Below are 17,024 nucleotides of genomic sequence, written 5' to 3' on the forward strand. Positions count from 1 at the left end.
CCGGGGTCGACGGTGCAGGATGGGGCCATGAGCGTCCACGCACTGCTGGCGGGTCTGACCACTGTCGACGTCATCCACGCGGTTGATCACGTGCCCGACCCGAACATCAAGGTCACTTCCACCGCCCACGTCATGGCCGCAGGAGGACCGGCCACGAATGCGGCGGTCGCCCTGGCTGCGCTGGAGTCGATCGCCACCACCCTCGGCGCCGGGGCGGGCACGCAAGGCGGGCTGGGCAGCACTGACGGCGGCGGATTCGGCTCCGACGAGGGCGGAGCCGTCACACTGTTGACGGCTGTCGGCAGGGGAGTGACCTCTGACTTGGTGCGCGCCGACCTCGACGCCGCCGGAGTGACCCTGATCGACGCGACGGCCCTTCCCGCCGGGGAGATCGGCGACCTTCCCCCTGCTCTGTCCTCGATCCTCGAACACCCGGGAGGGCGGATGGTCGCCTCGACGAACGCCCGCCTGCAGGTCGACGTGGACACGGCCGCCGCCGACCTGGAGCGGGCGCTTGCCGCGCACGGGGAGCCACAGGTCGTCCTTGTCGACGGGCACAACCCGGCACTTGCCGAATGTGTGCTGCTGGTGGGCGTCACGCACCCGGATGCAGTGGGTCCGCGCCCCGGTGACGGCGGCGGTGCGGGTGGCCAAGCGGGCACGGAAGCGAGTGACGAGGACGGCCCGTGTCCCGACCTCGCAAGCGGCGACCCCTTCGCGATGCTCGAGGCCAAACCCGCCCACCTGCGCGTCCTCGACGGCGGGTCGTGGAAACCCTGGTTCGTACCCCTGCTGGGGCTGGTGGACGTGGCCGTCGTCTCGGCCGACTTCTGCCCGCCGCTCCTCGACTTTCCCACAGGACCGGCCGTCGCGGACTTCCTGCGAGGCTTCGGCATCACCCGCACCGTGCGTACGCGCGGAGACCGGGCGGTCGAGTGGTTCTGGGGCGCCGGCAGCGGTACGGTCCAGGTTCCCGGCGTCGAGGCGGTGTCCACCTTGGGTGCGGGCGACATCTTCCACGGCGCCTTCTGCTGGGCGCTGGCCACCCTGCCCGATCGTGGGCGTGACCTGCAAGACCCCAGTGCCGTCATCGCCTTCGCGTCACGGGTGGCCGCAGCGTCGACCACCAGCTTCGGCACCCGCGCCTGGCGTGAGGACCCCTTGGTCCGCGACACTGTCAGCGATTGGCTGGGCCACCTCGGGTCTTGAACGAGGACGCCGGAGTGCGGCCGGCTCAACCGTTCTGCCCGGGTCGAGCCAACACGTAGCGAGTTCCGCGGCGCTCTCCGACCCGGTCGACCAGACCGCGACGGACCAACTCCCGAAGATCACTCCGCGCCTGGGCGGAGTCGACCTGCGCGAAGGTCCGATAGTCGGCGTTGGTGACCTGGGCCCCGGCGCGCATGCGCAGCAGCGCCTCCCTCTGCGAGGAGTTGAGCCCTGCGGCGTCGATCGACCCGATCCATGCGAGGTCATCGTGGGAATGCAACGCATGATTGGGGAAGAAGACGGTGAATCGCACCCCGTTGTCGACGAAACGAGGGGCCTCCAAGCCCGCCTCACGCAGGACCCGCTTGGTGGTGACGATGCCGGTGCCCATCGCTTCGATGACGCGCCCTTCTGGCCCGCCCGCATGACGGCAGATCTCGTAGAGGAACTCGTTGACGGCGCTCTTGCCGTCGCGAGTGCCCAACTGGTCGACCGAGAGTCCCCAGAGCCCACCGGGACTGGTGAGCACCATGCCCTTCGAGGTCAGCCGCAGTTCGACCACCCGCCCGGCGGCGGCATCGGACAGGTCCCGGTGGACCAACGCATTGGCGATGACCTCTCGGACGGCCACCAAAGGAATCGCAAAATCGGTGTCGGTACGCCCGTCTTTCGTGACGACCAGAGTGCTGGCCAAGTTTTGGGCCACCCATTCGACACTTCTGCGCAGAATGTCAGGCAGAGCTCCGGTGAAGTCCTTGCGGTTGGTCGCACGCGCCTCGGGACCTGCGTCGATGTTCGGCTCCACTGCTGCGGTGAGCGCAAGGTGAGGCAGATGCTGTTGGGGGTAGACGCCAAGGGCGTAGAGCCCTGCCACCGTCACCTCACCCGATGAGGCCACGACATTGAGACGGTGCAGGATCTGGTCGTCGGTGGCGTCGGCAAGGGCCGGGGTCGACTGGCGCACCGAGGCTGCGAAGACTGTCACCGCTTCCGGGTCCAGGTCGGCGATCGGGGAAGTGCCGGGAACGGGTGTGCGATCGTCCCGAGGGCGTTCACGTCTGCTCAGGAACTGCTGCTGCTCCTGCAGTGACATCGTGTAGTCCCCGTCGTACTGACGGATGTACGCCTTGCCCTGCCACATGCAGGGTTTCTGGCTGACAGGGAGTTCGTGGACATTGACGGCGACGACGCTCTTGTCGCCCAAGTGCAGCACATGCGGGTCAACCTGCAACTCCGTGCTGAACCCGTTCCGGGCGAGGTTGGTGACTCTTTTCGCCATGTCGTGGGCTAAGTCCACGCCCACCACAGGGCCATCGGGTCGCTCGCCCACGCCCAGTAGGATCGTTCCCCCGCCGGGCAGGTTCGCCAGTGAGCACAGGGAAGGGGCGATGGCCTTCGTGGAGTACTCGGAGAAGGTCTTTGCCTCGAGGTCCAAGCAGTCCCCGTGTTCCAACTCCAGACGGGCCAGAGCCACCTGCAGGTCGTCGAGAGAAGTGATCATGGATTCATAATACCCAAAAGGTGGCGAAGTATGAGATCACAGCATCAGTTATGTGCGTTCTGGAGCAAGTTATGAGCCTTTGGGGGGTGGTTGTCTCATAACGAAGGGTGGTTATCTCATAACAAGGGGCGGTTGTGAAATGGGGGCGAGGACGACCCCGCACCCGAGCCTCCCCGCCGCCCGCGGTGCTCACCTGAGCACCGGCACATGCAACCTCGCCCACTCCAGAGCCGGCTCGGCCAAAGCCTCAGGGCGCTCACCCAAGGCGAAGCGCGCATCGTGGACCACCTCAACCCTGGATCCGTCAGGCAGCAGGTGGAAGACCTTCGTGGTCTCCTCGACCAAGCCCGTCTGGACGTCATCCGCGTCGTGGATGACAAGGATCGGCCGGTGGTGGCCGGCAAGCAGCTTCTGCGTGTCCACCATCGACAAGTCGATGAGCGACTGCTTGGAGATCGTGAAGTTGCGGCGCGTCCCCGGCAGGTCGTCAGGAATGGTCGTCACCCCGTGGCGATCCAGGTCGTCCAACTGCTCCTCGGAGAAGATCCGGTCCCACTCGTAGGTGCGTGAGGCCAGGATCGGCGAGGACACGACCATCGTCATCGCCGCAGGCGGAGCCGCCGCAAGAGCAGTCAGGGCCCCGTAGGAGTGTCCGTGGATGATCTGGCGCGGGAAACCCTGGTCGGCCAGCCAGCCGGAGGCCGCACGCAGGTCCTCCACCAGGGCCTCGCGGGTGATGATCTCGTCATCGGAGCGACCGTGCCCGGAGTAGTCGAACTCCAAGGTCGCGTACCCGGCGCCCCGGTAGGTGCGGGCCAAACGGTCGAAGTGCTCGCCGGAGTGCCGGTTGGCCAGGAAGGAGTGCGAAAAGAGCACCGCGGCGTCACCGGTGTCCACGGGGTCGGTGAAAGTGCCGGCCAAGGTCCGGCCCCGCGGGGTCAGTATTCGCACGTCGCTCATCCGTCAAACCTATCGGGTGAGTGCCGGGTGCACGAAGCGTTCTCGGTCAGCGCAACTTTGTGACGGGCCGGTGACAAGGACGCCGACCCGCCCGCGTCCCTGTGGAAGGATTGACGCATGGACGATCCCACGACCGGTGTGGACTGCGACCCCATCGACGAGGCCGCCGTCCACGAGTTCTGGTTGCGGGCGGCACGGGCCATCGGAGTGGACCGGATGGATGTCGTCGTCGGAGCCGACTCCACCGCCCTGGTCGAACCGCCGGCCTGGCGGTTCGGACTGAGCCGACAAGTCGCCGACAACTGCGTCGACCTGGTGGTGCAGGGAACCAAGACGGCCACCGCCGGGATCCTGGAGGCGTACGAGGCCGCAGGTGCTCCGCTGCCCGCCGTCGGAGAGCTGGCCATCGTCTGCGACGCCCGAGGACAGCCCCGCGCACTGCTGCGCACGGACCGGGTCCGCCTGGTTCCCTTCGACCACGTCGATGCGGCCCACGCGGCAGCCGAGGGCGAAGGGGAGCGCTCCCTGCAGGAGTGGCGCCGCACCCACTGGGACTTCCTGTGCGAGGTCACCGGGCGTCCGACCGCTCCCCTTCCCGATCCGCTGCCCAGCGACGTCATGGTCCTGGAGACCTTCACCTGCCTGTATCCGAAGCTACCGCGCAGGCGCGCCTGAGCATCCTCGCCCGGCGGCACCCACACCGCTACGCTTGACGAGCACGTCGAGAGCCACGGAGGCACGCATGGGAACGAAGTTCGGATTGGTCGTCGGACTGGGAATCGGGTACGTCCTGGGCACCAGGGCCGGGCGTGAGCGCTACGAGACGATCCTGGCCGCAGCCCGCCGCGTGCGTGAGATCCCCGTGGTGGCCGCGCCCCTGGACAGGGCGGGTGAGAAGATCTCCGCAATCGTGCGCGACCAAGGCGAACGGGTCACCGACAAAGTCGCCGACGCCGTCAAGGAACGCCTCTTCGGCATGCCCGCCGAACGCGAGATGCGCCCCAGCCCCGCAGGCACGCCCGGCAGTGTCAACGTCGACGTGACGGGCACCGGGCCGAACGAACGCTGAGCGGACACGCTGTGACGAGCACGGGGCCCGACGCCGCCCCCTGCAAGGCGGGACCCACCTCGGCCCAGGTGCGCAGGTGGCGCCGCCACCTCGCAGAGGAGCGCATGGAGGCGCGCACCTACCGCGCACTTGCAGAAAATCGCACAGGCGAGGAAAGGGAAGTCCTCCTTGCCCTGGCCGAGGCCGAACGCCGCCATGAAGAGCACTGGCTGGCCCTTCTGGGCGAGCGCGCCCTGCCGGCCCCCCGCCCCTCCCTGTCCGTCCTGCTGGGCGCCACCCTGGCGCGCCTTTTCGGGACGATCTTCGTCCTGGCAATGGCCCAGCGCTCCGAACAACGCACCAGCTACGACATCGACGACGACGCCACCGCACAGATGGCAGCCGATGAACACATCCACGGCGAGGTCGTCCGCGCCCTGACCGCACGCTCCCGCCAAGCCCTCGCCGGTACCTTCCGCGCCGCGGTCTTCGGCGCCAACGACGGCCTGGTGTCGAACCTGGCGCTGGTCCTGGGCGTGGCGGCCACCGGCATGGACCCCCACCTGGTCCTGGCCACTGGCGTCGCAGGCCTGTTGGCGGGCGCCCTGTCGATGGCGGCGGGCGAATGGGTCAGTGTCATCAGCCAACGCGAACTGCTCGACGCCTCCATCCCCGATCCAGAGGCGCACCGCAGCGTCACCCACCTGGACGTCGACGCCAATGAGCTGGCCCTGGTGTTCCGCGCTCGCGGCGAATCCGCCGAAGAAGCACGAGCCCACGCCGACGCCGTCTTCGAACGGGTCATGGGTCCGGCCACCACCGAGTCCGGCGCCCTGGCGGTACGCGCCGCCCTGGGTGACGGGGGCGCTGCCGGACGGGGAGCCGCAGACGAGATCGGCACCCCGTGGAGGGCGGCGTCGTCCTCGTTCCTGTTCTTCGCCGCAGGGGCACTGGTTCCCCTGCTGCCTTGGCTTGCGGGACTGAGCGGGCCGGTGGCGATCGCCGTGGCTGCCGCGCTGGTCGGAGTTGCCCTGCTGGTCACCGGTGGAATCGTCGGCGTGCTCTCGGGCCAGTCGCCCCTGCCGCGCGCCCTGCGCCAACTCGCCATCGGCTACGGGGCGGCGCTGGTCACCTACCTGCTGGGCCTTGCCTTCGGGGTTTCCGCCGCCTGAGGCGCTCCTTCGCCTCGATGTGCGGATCATGTGACCCGGTGGTGGACAATGGTCGGGTGCTGCACTCCGTGCTCAGTGGTCTGGACCAGACCCTGCCCGACCTGTTCCGCGCCATCGACCTGCTCGGCGTGCTGCTCAACGGCATCCTCGGCGGACGCCTGGCACGGACCAAGCACTTCGACGCCGTCGGCTTCGCCGTCCTGGCGATCATGTCTGCCCTGGCAGGGGGCATGTTGCGCGACGTCCTGCTGCACAACGGCCCCCCGGTTGCCCTCACCGACCCCTTCTACCTGGGAACGGCCCTGGTCGGTGCCGGAGTGGCCATGCTGTGGAAGTTCGACTCGCGGCCATGGCGCATCGCCCTGGTCGTCGCCGACGGCACGGTCCTGGGCTGCTGGGCCGCCACAGGCGCCCTCAAGACCCTGGAGGCCGGCTTCGGGTGGATGCCCGCCATCATGCTCGGCATCATGACTGCCGTCGGCGGCGGCATGATCCGCGACATTTCGGCGGGCTCGGTTCCGCAGGTCTTCGGCGGCAACAACCTCTACGCCACCCCCGCTCTGGTGTCCGCAGGGATCATGGTGGCCTTTTGGCACACGGGCCTGACCACCATCGGAATGCTGGTCGCCACCATCATCGGGTCGGCCTTCACCGGAGTCTCCCACTGGAAACGCTGGCGCCTGCCCCAGCACGACGACTGGGAACTCAACGCCGAGAACCTTCGCCACCTGGCGCGCCGCAGGAAATGAGGCAGCATGTGCGGGCGCTTCTCCCTCTTCGCCGACGACGCCGAACTGGTCGGCCTCTTCGACATCGACCTGGTCGAAGGCGTGGATGCCGCCTCCTCGGCTTCTGACACCCACCCCACATGGCAGGTCAGGTACAACATCGCCCCCTCACAGCCGGTCCTCGTCGTCATGGGACGCATGGCTCCGCCCTCGTCGTCGGCACAGACGCCGGATGCCGCCGCGCCCGTGCGCAAACTGCGTCCCCTCCAATGGGGGCTGGTTCCACACTGGGCGAAGACGTCGACCCGGCCCCTCATCAATGCGCGCAGTGAGACTGTCCTGGACAAGCCGACATTCCGTCGCGCCATCCGATCCCAACGATGCCTGGTCCCCGCCAACGGCTACTTCGAATGGCAGGTCGGTGGCGCCCCCGACGGACGCGGCAAACAACCGTGGTTCATCTCCGCAGGTCCGGGCGACCCCGTCTTCGCCTTCGCGGGCATCTACGAGGCCTGGCGGGACCCGGTGGATCCGGATGGGCAGTGGCTGCTCACCTGCGCGATCCTCACCCGCGCCACCCCACCCGGGCTGGATGCCATCCACGAGCGCACGCCACTGGTTGTCCCACCTCACTCGTGGGACCAGTGGCTGGACCCGATGGTCACCTCCAAGGACCGGGTGGCGCACCTCATGGCCCGGATTCCGCAGGCCAAGCTGGAAACGCGCGCTGTCGGCACTGCGGTGGGAAACGTGCGCAGCCAGGGTCCGGACCTCGTCCGCCCTGTTGACGAGTGGGCGTGAGGAGCCGCCGCCGGACTACAGTGACCGGGCGGCCGACGCCGCGCCCCAGTGGGCACAGGTCGGCCGCAAGACCACGACCACGGGGAATCCCGTCGGTGACGCACGTCCACACGACCGGCTCGGCCCACCCGGCAGAGCCTGCAAGGAAGGAACTCCGTGAGCATCCTCGAACGGAGCACGGCCGGGACACCCGCGCCCGCCGGCACAGCCGGGACCGCAGCCGACAGTGATGCCACTGTCGGCGGGCGCAGGCCCCGCAGGTTCTCGACCAGACACCTGTCGATGATGGCCCTGGGCAGCGCGATCGGTGCCGGCTTCTTCCTGGGGACGGGCATCGCCGTGTCGAATGCGGGGCCCGCGGTCCTCATCTCGTACGTGCTGGCGGCCTTCATCGCCGTGTCCGTCATGTTCGCCCTGGCCGAGCTCGCCTCGGCCCTGCCGTCGACAGGGTCCTTCTCGACCTACGCGGAGGTCGGCATCGGTCGCTGGGCAGGGTTCACCGTCGGATGGTTGTACTGGGTCATGCTCATCATGGTCCTGGGTCTGGAGGTCACGGGCGCGGCGGCCTACTTCGTCGGATGGTTCCCGCAGGTGCCGCAGTGGGTGGTGGCCCTGGTCATCGTCGTCGTCCTGGGCGGCGTGAACCTGCTGGCCGCAGGTGATTTCGGTGAGATCGAAGCGTGGATGGCCGGGCTGAAGGTCGCCGCGATCCTCGTCTTCCTGGTGATCGGCGTCGCTCTGGTGACAGGGCTGCTGCCCGGGCGCAGCGCACCCGTGGGTGAGGTCGTCCTGGGGCACGGGGGCTGGATCCCCAACGGCCTACCGGGTGTGGCCGTGAGTCTTCTGGCCATCATCACCTCCTTCGGCGGCATCGAAATCGTCACCATTGCCGCCGCCGAGGCCGAGGACGCCCGCGCCGCCATGAGCCGCGCGATCCGCTCGGTCATCGGACGCATCCTCGTCCTCTACGTCGGCTCGGTCCTGCTGCTGGTCGCCCTTCTTCCCTGGGATTCCGAGGAGATGCGCACCTCCCCGTTCGCGGCGATCCTGGACATGGCGGGGGTCCCTCACGTCGGAACGATCATGGAGGTGGTCGTCTTCGTCTCGCTGATCAGCGCATTCAGCGCGAATGTGTACTCCTCCTCGCGCATGGCGTATTCGCTGTCGGCGCGGGGCATGGGGGTGCGCTGGCTTCTGGGCGCCGGCGGGCGGCCCGCCACGCCGCAGACGGGTGGGCATCTGGGGCCTGTGGACGAGGCCGGGGCCGCGATGCTCGACGTGGTCCGCGACGAGGCCGGGACCGGCGACATCGCGCATGGCCGCACACCCAAACGCGCCGTCATGGTCTCGGTCTTCCTGGCACTGGTCTCGGCCGCCCTGAACTGGTACCTGCCGGATGTGATGCTCGCGTGGTTCCTCAATGCGGTCGGCATGGTGCTGCTGGTGGCGTGGGTGTTCATCGTCGTGTCCCACATTCGACTCTCTTCGCGTCTGGAGGCTGCGGGCATTGAACGGCTCCGGATGCCAGGCGCTCCGTGGACGTCGTGGCTGGTCCTGGTCGCGCTGGCCGGTCTGGCGGTCCTCATGGCCATGAATCCGGAAGGCCGCGCCCAGCTGCTGGCCATGGGAGTGCTCACCGCACTGGTCGTCGGAATCCACCACCTTCGGCAGTGGTGGTTGGCCCGCCACTGACAGGCGGGCCCGTGTGTGCGCTCCCCGGCGGGTCCTTGAACTTCGGCCTGTGGACGTCCTTTGTCGTCCACAGGCCCGCGCCGAGCCCGTGTCCAGATGTGGGCGGGTCGGGGCACCATGGGGGTCGAAGGCAAGGAGGTGGACATGTCCGGCAGAGGCAGACGGGGCGACGTGTTGGCCCTGGTCTTCCTCGCCGTCGCCCTTGTCACGGCACTGGGGCCGCCGCCTGCGGCAGACATGCTGGGACTCGGTCGCACCCTGGGGTGGACCCTGCCGCTGCCCTGGTCGGGGCCTGACCGGCCCGCCCTCGAACGCCTCCCCACCACCTCATGGTCACGGCAACTGCGAGCCCTGGAGGTGCGCGTACGCAGCCCAGCGCCCGCCTACCAGCGCGAAGCCTTCGGGCAGCGCTGGGCCGATGCGGACAGGAACGGGTGCGACACCCGCAATGACATCCTCGGCCGGGACTTGGCGCGTCCGCGCTTCAAAGCGGGGACCAACGACTGCGTGGTGGTGTCGGGAACCTTGGCCGAGCCCTACACCGGCGCGGTCGTCGAGTTCACCCGAGGAGCGGGCACCTCAGACATGGTCCAGGTGGACCACGTCGTGGCACTGGCCGACGCGTGGCGCTCAGGAGCATGGCAGTGGGATGCGGCCACGCGAGAGCGTTTCGCCAACGACCCGGAGAACCTGCTGGCAGTCGACGGGCGGGCCAACCGGGACAAGGGCGCCAGTTCCGCCGACGAATGGATGCCACCGGATGCGGCCTTCCACTGCACGTATGCGCGCACCCAGATCCAGGTCAAACACCGCTGGGCACTCAGCGTCACCGCGGCCGAGCGTGAGGCACTGGCTTCGGCGCTGCTCACCTGCCCGTCAAAGTGACGGCGGCTCCGGCGTTCACTCGTCGACTTCGAGGTCCACTGTCCAGTGGTCACCATCGGGACCCCAGGTCAGGCTGCCCCGGTAGCCCAGCTTCTCGCGGATCTTCGCCAGGGCTCCCGCCGATGCGCGGTCGTAGTGGGGTCGCAAAGGCTCGCTGTACCCGTCATTGGTCACCGAGACACCGTCGGAACGCAGAGTCACCTGCACATGTGAGGGACTTGAGTGGGCAACGGCATTCGCGCAGGCCTCACGGATGACGCGGGCCGACATGGTGGCGGCGGTGCCGGGGGTCGGGTCCCCCAGCCGGATCAGGTCAAGACGCACACCGGAGGCGGACAACAGTGAGCGCGCGGACTCCAACTCACTGTCCGGAATCGCAGTGCGGGTTGCGGAAACGACCCGCCGGATCTCGTCGTGGGCCGAACGCGAGATCGACAGGACCTCCTCCATGTGCTGACGCGCCTGTGGGCCCTGATCGGCTTCGAGCAGACGGCACGCAAGGTCGGAGTGCGCGACAATGCTGGTCAGGTCCTGCCACAGGGCGTCGTGCAGGTCCGCATTGGCCTGGGTGCGTTCCCTCTCGCGGGTCAGCGCCAAGCGGTGCTGGTCGTCAAGGCCCCGCTGGACCTCCAGGTCCATGCGATTGCGGGCAAGCAGGGTGAGGATGCCCGTCATGGTCACGCCCAGCAGAGGCAGGAAGCCGGCGGCCGGAACCACCATGGTCTCCACCGCGGCAATGGTGACCACCACCGCAATGGACGGCAAGGTCAGGCGTTTCGGGGACAGCAGGGCGGAAGTCGCGGCAAGGTAGCACAGCCACGCGATGCCGCCCGCACTGTCCAATTGCGCGTGCGTGAACACGGCGGCCACCTGCAGGACCAACATGAGCAGCGAGGTGAGGACGAATGTGCCCGTGCCGCTCTCATAGCGGGGAGCGGTGTCGTTGACCAGCCACGACGTGATGTAGACGGCGGCGAAGAAAATGATCTCGACCAACAGTGCCACGGCCCAACGCTCGTCCAGGCCGGCACTCGTCGCCGTCACGGCACTGGCCAGGAGCATGAAGAGGAAGGAGGAGGCCCACGCGAGACTGACCAGTCGTGACGGTCCCTTCGGCTCCTTGCGGGTGCGCCGCAGGGACTCGGATCGGCTGGTGACCGTCGTTCGACGCCTGGGCAGTGAGTCCTCCAGCGAAGGGGGGAAGTGCGTGCCGCTCACGTGGAATCCTTCCGACAGGTCGAGCCTACAGGTCGAAAGTCTGCGCGTGAACAGAGGTATGGGGAATGTGAGGACCCCGGAGCATCGCCGAGTGCGTGGCGCAGGTGGGCCCGGCGGGACCCGGGCTCACAGCCAGCCGGCCTCCGTGGCGATGCGCACCGCCTCGGCCCTGGTTCGCGCCCCGAGCTTCGTCATGATGGTCGACACGTGGTTGCGCACGGTTCCTTGCCCCAAGGCAAGGCTCGCCGCGATGTCCGCAATGGTTCCGCCCTCGGCCACAGCTCGAAGGACCTCCACTTCACGGTCGGTCAGCGGCGAGGTCCCCCGGGTCAAGGTCTCCACCGCCAAGGCCGGGTCGACGACCCTGCCTCCACGGGCCACTGTGCGCACCGCCGCTGCCAGCTGCTCCGAAGGGGCGTCCTTGACCAGGAATCCTACGGCGCCCGCGTCCAGGGCCCGCTGGACGTAGCCGGGCCGCCCGAAAGTCGTGAGCATGAGGACGCGGGTGCGGGGATGGCGTGTGCAGATCGCTTCGCAGGCGGTGATCCCGTCCAGGCCCGGCATCTCGATGTCCATGAGGACCACGTCGACACCACCACCCAGCTCCCCCAGGCGCTTGAGGGCCTCCTTCCCGTCCCCGGCCTGTCCGACCACATCGATGTCGCTCTCCAGTGAGAGCAGGGTCGCCAGGGCTTCTCGCACCATCTGCTGGTCGTCGACGACCAGCACATGAACACTGCCGCCTGCTGCCGGGGCCTGTCGCGTCGCGGTCGGGTCGGAACTCATCGAGGCTCCTCGGGTCCTGGCCCACCGTGGCGGGCTGTCGGTTCAAGTGTGTGGTTGCGTTCGGTTCCCATGTGCCGGTGGGGGATCACGATGGTGCCCCTCACCCGTCGAGCACGAGGTCCAGGACCCAGGAGTCGCCCTCGGGCCCCCACGTGAGGCGGCCCCTGCCGGCAACCCGGTCTGCCAGGCCCGCAAGACCCGAACCCGAGGCGGCGAACTCCGACGCCGGGCGCCTGGGGGACAAGACATCGGACAAGCGTCCCCGGCCCACCCCGTCATTGACCACTCGCACCCCGTTTGGACGCAGGGTCACCAGAACCAGGGAGGGGGAGGCATGTTTGAGGGCGTTGGTCGTGGCCTCGCGGATGACATGGGCCACCAGGGTCGAGGGCGTGCCCGGGGCGGGCTCACCTTGACGGATGACCTCCAGCCGCACGCCCGCCGCGCCCAGGAGCGTGCGGGCCGAGTCGATCTCCGTGGCGGGCAGCAGGGTCCGGTTGGCGGCAACGACGGCTCGGACGTCGGCCAGTGCAGTGCGGGTCAGGTCGGTGACCTCGTCGATCTGGGCCCGCGCCTCCTCCACACGCCCGGCGTCCAGCAGGCGACCCGTCAGGTCCAGCTTCACGCTGATGCCTGTCAGGCTCTGCCCCAGGATGTCGTGCAGGTCGGCACTGATGCGGGTGCGTTCCCTCTCCTGGGACAGGGCCAGGGCCTGCTGGGCCTCAACCTCGCGCATGCGCTGGCGGTCGGAGGCCTGCCTGCCCGTCATGGAGAAAATGGTCGTCACAGTGACGACCCCCAAGGGAACCAGACCCTCCTGCGGCCACACCAGGGTTTCGACGATGGCGATGGCCAGGAGCACCCCGAGTCCGGGAAACAGTGTGCGCCGCGGAAGCAGGAAGACGACAGGTGAAGCCACGTAACACAGCGTGTACACGCCACCCCAACCGCCGCCGTGGTCGATGAGCGCGGTCAGGGCCACCTGCAGGCCAAGGAGCAGCGCCAGCCACACCACCAGGGTCGTCGTGAGACGTTGACTCACCGGGGTGGCGTCATTGACCAGCCAGATGACGATGTACACCCCGCTGAGGGCCACGGACAGGGCGATGATCGCCGCCACGCGCGTCGACGGCGGGGACTGGAAGCCCTCGGCCATCGGGTAGACGAGGAATAGCAGGAAAGGGGCGGCCCACAGCAGGGAGACGATCCGGTGGACGGGCACACCCAAGAAGACTCGGGACTCGTGCGACTCCAGCGGGCCTGCACCCGGTGTCTCCCCGGGGGTGAGCGCCGACGCACCGGGTGCGTCGGCTGAGGCGGCGCCCGCGCGCCACTCGTGTGTCGACTTCGTCCTCACGCCCTCGTCCTCCTGGTTCCCTTCCGAACCCTATCGCGCCCGTGTCCCCGGGCATTGGGCCCGGGGACGGCAGGCATGTCACTCGGTGTCAGCGGGTCGTGTCCCTCGACTGGGCCCAGGCGGCGATTCCAGCCAGGACGACGCTCCACACCACGTAGTTGAGCAGCCAGCTCCACTCGAAGGTCTCCCAGCCGTACAGGGGAAGTTGTGCGATGTTGGCCAGACCGTGGAAGGGGGTGTAGGGGGCGATGGTCTTCCAGAAGGTGCCCATCTGCTCCAGCGGGATGAACAGCCCCGAAGCGAAGGAGCCGAGTACGGTGATGGCGCTGTTCAGGGCGAAGGCTCCGTCACTGCGCACCGCGAAGGCGCAGGCCAGGCCCAGGACCACCGGCAGGATGGACATTGCGATGATGACGACGAAGGAGACCAGCCAGGTGGTGGTGTACATGCGCGCCCCGGTCAGCAACCCCGCCGCGTAGGTGATGGCGATGACCACGGCGCTGACGACCAGCGTGGCCAACGTGCGTGCCGCGATCATGGACAAGGGCGAGACCGGGGTCAGCGCGTACAGGCGTGAGACGCCTGAGGTGCGTTCCAGTGCGATGACCGTTCCCATCGAGGAACTGGTCATGATCGTCCCGTAGACGGCCATGTTCACCAGGACCTTGGCGGCCACGTTCCCGTTGATGACCCACTGGTCGGAGTACTCCTGGCCTGCGCCGAACATGAGGTACATGAAGATGGGCAGGGCGATGGCGAAACCCATGGTGAAGGGGTTCGTGATCATCTTCCAGAAGGCGTACCACGACAGTGTGCCGAATCCTGTCCACCCGGAGCCGAGCGGGCGTTGGGTGGCAGCGGAAGGTTGGGGCAAGGGGCTCTGGATGGTGGTGGTCATGGTCGGATCCTTGTCTGTGAGGTGCGCATGCGCCGGGGGTCTGGAAGTCGTGGGGGCCGGTGTCAGGCCGTGAGTTGGGCGAAGGTGTCCTCCAGGGAGGAGGCGGTGATCTCCAGGTCGTGTGCGCCGTGGAGGGCCAGGAGGGCGCGGGCGACCTCATCCGTTTCGGGCCCCTGGACCTGCACCGCGACTTCGTCGTCGTGGATCCGCGTCCATGTGACCCGCAGGTCCGCGGCCCCGGGGACGAGGGCGAGGGCGGAGGCGGCCTCGGACCGGGTTCGCTCGGGAATGAGAATACGCAGGTGGCGTCCAGCGCTTGCGAGCCGCAACTCGTCGGTGGGGGCGTCGGCGATGATCCGCCCGTCCTTCATGATGACGGTGCGCTGGGCGAACTCTTCGGCCTCGGCAAGGTAGTGGGTGGCGAAGAGGATCGTGCGCCCCCGGTTGGCCTGGGCGCGCATGAGGGCCCAGAACTCGCGGCGGGCGGTTGCGTCCATACCGGCGGTGGGCTCGTCCAGCACCAGCAGCAGCGGGTCGGGCAGCAGGGCCAGGGCCAATCGCACGCGCTGCTGTTCGCCGCCGGAGAGCTTGCGGATGGGACGCTTGACCAGGCCGGTCAGGTGGGTCTCCTCGATGATGCGGGTCAGGTCGGACTTGGTGGAGTGGGTGGAGGCGAAGATCCTCAGGCACTGCTCAACCGTGTGCTCGGCCAACAGGGCACCGCTTTGGTGGACCACTCCCACGCAGGAGCGGCGGATGGCCTCACGGGGAGTCACGCCGAAGAGCTGCACCCGTCCTTCAGTGCTCCTTTGCAGTCCCAGGGCGATGTCGATGAGGGTCGTCTTTCCGGCCCCGTTCTTTCCCAGCAGGGCCACGATCTGGCCGCTGGGGACCGTCAGCGTGACATCGTCCACGGCAACAGTGGTGCCGAAGGTCTTGCGGACACCCGTCACGGACAGGGCGGGGACGGATTCGGGGGTGGTGGTGGGGGCAGGTGATGTGGGCGCCGACGAGCGGGCGTTGCGGTTCCTTTCCATGACTCAAGCATCCAATCGTGGCTGCTCGGCGCCCAGTGTCGTGTGGAAGGTGGGTGGCGGTGACATCCGTCAGGGGTGGGCTCGTGACCCTTGACGAGGGCGGCGCCCCATCCGAGGGCACCGGTGGCGGGAGGCGGTGTGCGCCGCAGCGCCGACCGGGGGACAATGGGGGCATGAGATTCGTCCTTCGACTTGTCGGAACGATGCTCGGCATCTGGGTGTCCACTCTGCTGGTGCCCGAGATCCACATCGCCCAGGGCACCACGCTGGTGAACTCCCTGTTGTTGCTGGCCGCGATCGCCCTGATCCTCACGCTGGTCAACTCCATCGTGCGTCCGGTGGTCAAGTTCTTCGCCTGGCCCCTGTACCTCATCACCTTCGGCCTCTTCGCCCTGGTCACCAACGCCCTGGTGTTCATGGCGGCAGGCTGGGCGTCCTCGTCACTGGGCGTCCCCTTCGAGGTCGGCTCCATGGGGACGGCGCTCCTGGGAGGCACGATCACCGCAGTCATCTCCGCGCTGACCGTGGCCCTCCTCGGAGAGGACAAGGGCAAGAAGAAGCACTGACCGACCCGGGCCCCTCCTCCCGGTGGGACGGGAGTGCACCCGACCTCGCCGCAGGGTAGGACTGAGGCATGGACACGCCCGAACTCCAGGTCCCCATCCGCCCGCAGGTCGCCGACCTGCCCCGCTACGTGCCGGGCAGGACCCTGCCTGGAGCTGCGAAGATCTCTTCGAACGAGATGCCCTTCCCGCCCTCGCACGCGGTTGTGGAGGCGGCGCTCGCGGCACTGACCGACGCCAACCGCTACCCGGACCTCGCGGCTGCACCCTTGCGGGCTGCGCTGGCCGCCCACATCGGGGTCGGGCAAGACCAGATCTGCGTGGGTACGGGATCCTCCGCGATTCTCCTGGCGGCCCTTGGCGCCGTGTGCGCGCCGGGTGAGACCGTCGTCCACCCGTGGCGCAGTTTCGAGTCCTATCCGATCGCCGTGCCCGCCTCGCACGCGATTCCTCGGCCTGTGCCGTTGCTGGCGGACGGGACCCACGACCTGGAGGGCATGCTCGAGGCGGCCTGCCGGGGGGCCCGCGCCGTCATCCTGTGCACGCCGAACAACCCGACTGGACCTGCCCTGACCTTCACCCAGGTCGCCGACTTCGTCGCCGAGGTGCCGGCCGACGTCCTGGTCCTCCTGGACGAGGCCTACATCGAGTTCGCCACCGCCCCCGACGTGCGTACCGGCGTGCCACTGGTCGCCGAGCACCCGAATGTACTGGTCATGCGGACTTTCTCGAAGGCCTACGCGCTGGCGGGCCTGCGGGTCGGATACGCCGTGGGTCATGCGGACCTCATCAGCGCAATTGGTGCGGTCCTGGTCCCCTTCGGGGTGTCCTCCGTGGCTCAGGCGGCAGCCGTTGCAGCGCTGGTCGACCAACAGGGGATGAGTGCGGCGGTGGCGGCTGTCGTGGCCGAGCGTGACCGGGTCGTCGGCGAACTGCGGGAGCTGGGTCTGGCCGTGCCGGACTCCCAGTCGAACTTCTACTGGCTGCCGGGCCTGGGCCGCGACTTCGTCCGGGCCTGTGCCGAGGTGGGACTGGTCGTCCGGCCCTTCCCCGAGGGAGTGCGCGTGAGTGTGGGCACGCCGGAGCACAACAACTCCTTGATCGAGGTTGCCCGCACCTTCATTGCCCGGTGAACGCCGCGGCCCGGCGCTGGTCCCGGCGGCGGGCCG

The 17,024-nt window shown here is 68.4% G+C and carries 17 protein-coding genes; 10 read left to right on the forward strand and 7 right to left on the reverse strand.

Annotated elements, in window-relative coordinates; translation table 11 throughout:
* Positions 1 to 27: 27 nt before the first annotated feature.
* Positions 28 to 1,209, forward strand: coding sequence for a PfkB family carbohydrate kinase (locus I6B53_RS00665; protein WP_216764375.1), 1,182 nt, complete (start codon positions 28 to 30; stop codon positions 1,207 to 1,209).
* Between the two features lie 25 nt (positions 1,210 to 1,234).
* Here I6B53_RS00665 and I6B53_RS00670 read toward each other — a convergent pair whose 3' ends face one another.
* The gene (locus I6B53_RS00670; RefSeq protein ID WP_216764376.1) at positions 1,235 to 2,710 is read right to left on the reverse strand and encodes an RNA-binding domain-containing protein; all 1,476 of its coding nucleotides are present in this window, start codon (positions 2,708 to 2,710) and stop codon (positions 1,235 to 1,237) included.
* 189 nt (positions 2,711 to 2,899) lie between these two features.
* Positions 2,900 to 3,670, reverse strand: a complete 771-nt coding sequence (locus I6B53_RS00675) for an alpha/beta fold hydrolase (RefSeq protein ID WP_216764377.1) — start codon at positions 3,668 to 3,670, stop codon at positions 2,900 to 2,902.
* A 117-nt stretch (positions 3,671 to 3,787) separates the two neighbouring features.
* On the opposite strand from I6B53_RS00675, the gene I6B53_RS00680 reads away from it, so the two are divergent.
* From I6B53_RS00680 to I6B53_RS00710, 7 genes are all read left to right on the forward strand, one after another.
* Complete coding sequence (locus I6B53_RS00680) at positions 3,788 to 4,345, forward strand: ASCH domain-containing protein (RefSeq protein WP_216764378.1); 558 nt, start codon at positions 3,788 to 3,790, stop codon at positions 4,343 to 4,345.
* A 67-nt stretch (positions 4,346 to 4,412) separates the two neighbouring features.
* Positions 4,413 to 4,739: a YtxH domain-containing protein gene (locus I6B53_RS00685; RefSeq protein WP_216764379.1), complete on the forward strand. Its 327-nt coding sequence runs from the start codon at positions 4,413 to 4,415 to the stop codon at positions 4,737 to 4,739.
* An 11-nt stretch (positions 4,740 to 4,750) separates the two neighbouring features.
* Positions 4,751 to 5,890 carry a VIT1/CCC1 family protein gene (locus I6B53_RS00690; protein WP_253953904.1) on the forward strand — a complete coding sequence of 380 codons (1,140 nt, stop codon included), beginning with the start codon at positions 4,751 to 4,753 and terminating at the stop codon, positions 5,888 to 5,890.
* Between the two features lie 59 nt (positions 5,891 to 5,949).
* Complete coding sequence (locus I6B53_RS00695; RefSeq protein ID WP_253954046.1) at positions 5,950 to 6,639, forward strand: trimeric intracellular cation channel family protein; 690 nt, start codon at positions 5,950 to 5,952, stop codon at positions 6,637 to 6,639.
* A gap of 6 nt (positions 6,640 to 6,645) precedes the next feature.
* Positions 6,646 to 7,419, forward strand: a complete 774-nt coding sequence (locus I6B53_RS00700; protein WP_216764381.1) for an SOS response-associated peptidase — start codon at positions 6,646 to 6,648, stop codon at positions 7,417 to 7,419.
* 276 nt (positions 7,420 to 7,695) lie between these two features.
* The gene (locus I6B53_RS00705; protein WP_367880406.1) at positions 7,696 to 9,111 is read left to right on the forward strand and encodes an amino acid permease; all 1,416 of its coding nucleotides are present in this window, start codon (positions 7,696 to 7,698) and stop codon (positions 9,109 to 9,111) included.
* Positions 9,112 to 9,255: 144 nt separating this feature from the next.
* Positions 9,256 to 9,996 (forward strand): HNH endonuclease family protein, encoded by a 741-nt coding sequence (locus I6B53_RS00710; protein WP_216764383.1) that lies wholly within the window; start codon positions 9,256 to 9,258, stop codon positions 9,994 to 9,996.
* A 15-nt stretch (positions 9,997 to 10,011) separates the two neighbouring features.
* On the opposite strand, the gene I6B53_RS00715 is transcribed toward I6B53_RS00710, so the two are convergent.
* The 5 genes from I6B53_RS00715 to I6B53_RS00735 form a co-directional block, all read right to left on the reverse strand.
* Positions 10,012 to 11,214 (reverse strand): histidine kinase, encoded by a 1,203-nt coding sequence (locus I6B53_RS00715; RefSeq protein ID WP_216764384.1) that lies wholly within the window; start codon positions 11,212 to 11,214, stop codon positions 10,012 to 10,014.
* A gap of 126 nt (positions 11,215 to 11,340) precedes the next feature.
* Positions 11,341 to 12,000 (reverse strand): response regulator transcription factor, encoded by a 660-nt coding sequence (locus I6B53_RS00720; RefSeq protein WP_216764386.1) that lies wholly within the window; start codon positions 11,998 to 12,000, stop codon positions 11,341 to 11,343.
* A 100-nt stretch (positions 12,001 to 12,100) separates the two neighbouring features.
* Positions 12,101 to 13,357 carry a sensor histidine kinase gene (locus tag I6B53_RS00725; protein ID WP_216764387.1) on the reverse strand — a complete coding sequence of 419 codons (1,257 nt, stop codon included), beginning with the start codon at positions 13,355 to 13,357 and terminating at the stop codon, positions 12,101 to 12,103.
* A gap of 88 nt (positions 13,358 to 13,445) precedes the next feature.
* On the reverse strand, positions 13,446 to 14,255 hold the full coding sequence (locus tag I6B53_RS00730; RefSeq protein ID WP_216764388.1) for an ABC transporter permease: 810 nt from the start codon (positions 14,253 to 14,255) through the stop codon (positions 13,446 to 13,448).
* 62 nt (positions 14,256 to 14,317) lie between these two features.
* Positions 14,318 to 15,292, reverse strand: a complete 975-nt coding sequence (locus I6B53_RS00735; protein WP_216764389.1) for an ABC transporter ATP-binding protein — start codon at positions 15,290 to 15,292, stop codon at positions 14,318 to 14,320.
* Between the two features lie 173 nt (positions 15,293 to 15,465).
* Between I6B53_RS00735 and I6B53_RS00740 the strand changes: the two genes are divergently transcribed.
* Together I6B53_RS00740 and hisC are read left to right on the forward strand one after the other, a co-directional pair.
* On the forward strand, positions 15,466 to 15,858 hold the full coding sequence (locus I6B53_RS00740) for a phage holin family protein (RefSeq protein ID WP_216764390.1): 393 nt from the start codon (positions 15,466 to 15,468) through the stop codon (positions 15,856 to 15,858).
* A 68-nt stretch (positions 15,859 to 15,926) separates the two neighbouring features.
* Positions 15,927 to 16,988 carry a histidinol-phosphate transaminase gene (hisC, locus tag I6B53_RS00745; protein WP_216764392.1) on the forward strand — a complete coding sequence of 354 codons (1,062 nt, stop codon included), beginning with the start codon at positions 15,927 to 15,929 and terminating at the stop codon, positions 16,986 to 16,988.
* Positions 16,989 to 17,024 lie beyond the last annotated feature (36 nt).

It is taken from the genome of Schaalia sp. 19OD2882, from assembly GCF_018986735.1.
Lineage (GTDB): Bacteria > Actinomycetota > Actinomycetes > Actinomycetales > Actinomycetaceae > Pauljensenia.

Bases quoted from the DNA above. Each gene is read 5' to 3' on its own strand.
- I6B53_RS00665 (WP_216764375.1), top strand. From the start codon at position 28: ATGAGCGTCCACGCACTGCTGGCGGGTCTGACCACTGTCGACGTCATC.
- I6B53_RS00670 (WP_216764376.1), bottom strand. From the start codon at position 2,710: ATGATCACTTCTCTCGACGACCTGCAGGTGGCTCTGGCCCGTCTGGAG.
- I6B53_RS00675 (WP_216764377.1), bottom strand. From the start codon at position 3,670: ATGAGCGACGTGCGAATACTGACCCCGCGGGGCCGGACCTTGGCCGGC.
- I6B53_RS00680 (WP_216764378.1), top strand. From the start codon at position 3,788: ATGGACGATCCCACGACCGGTGTGGACTGCGACCCCATCGACGAGGCC.
- I6B53_RS00685 (WP_216764379.1), top strand. From the start codon at position 4,413: ATGGGAACGAAGTTCGGATTGGTCGTCGGACTGGGAATCGGGTACGTC.
- I6B53_RS00700 (WP_216764381.1), top strand. From the start codon at position 6,646: ATGTGCGGGCGCTTCTCCCTCTTCGCCGACGACGCCGAACTGGTCGGC.
- I6B53_RS00710 (WP_216764383.1), top strand. From the start codon at position 9,256: ATGTCCGGCAGAGGCAGACGGGGCGACGTGTTGGCCCTGGTCTTCCTC.
- I6B53_RS00720 (WP_216764386.1), bottom strand. From the start codon at position 12,000: ATGAGTTCCGACCCGACCGCGACGCGACAGGCCCCGGCAGCAGGCGGC.
- I6B53_RS00730 (WP_216764388.1), bottom strand. From the start codon at position 14,255: ATGACCACCACCATCCAGAGCCCCTTGCCCCAACCTTCCGCTGCCACC.
- I6B53_RS00735 (WP_216764389.1), bottom strand. From the start codon at position 15,292: ATGGAAAGGAACCGCAACGCCCGCTCGTCGGCGCCCACATCACCTGCC.
- I6B53_RS00740 (WP_216764390.1), top strand. From the start codon at position 15,466: ATGAGATTCGTCCTTCGACTTGTCGGAACGATGCTCGGCATCTGGGTG.
- hisC (WP_216764392.1), top strand. From the start codon at position 15,927: ATGGACACGCCCGAACTCCAGGTCCCCATCCGCCCGCAGGTCGCCGAC.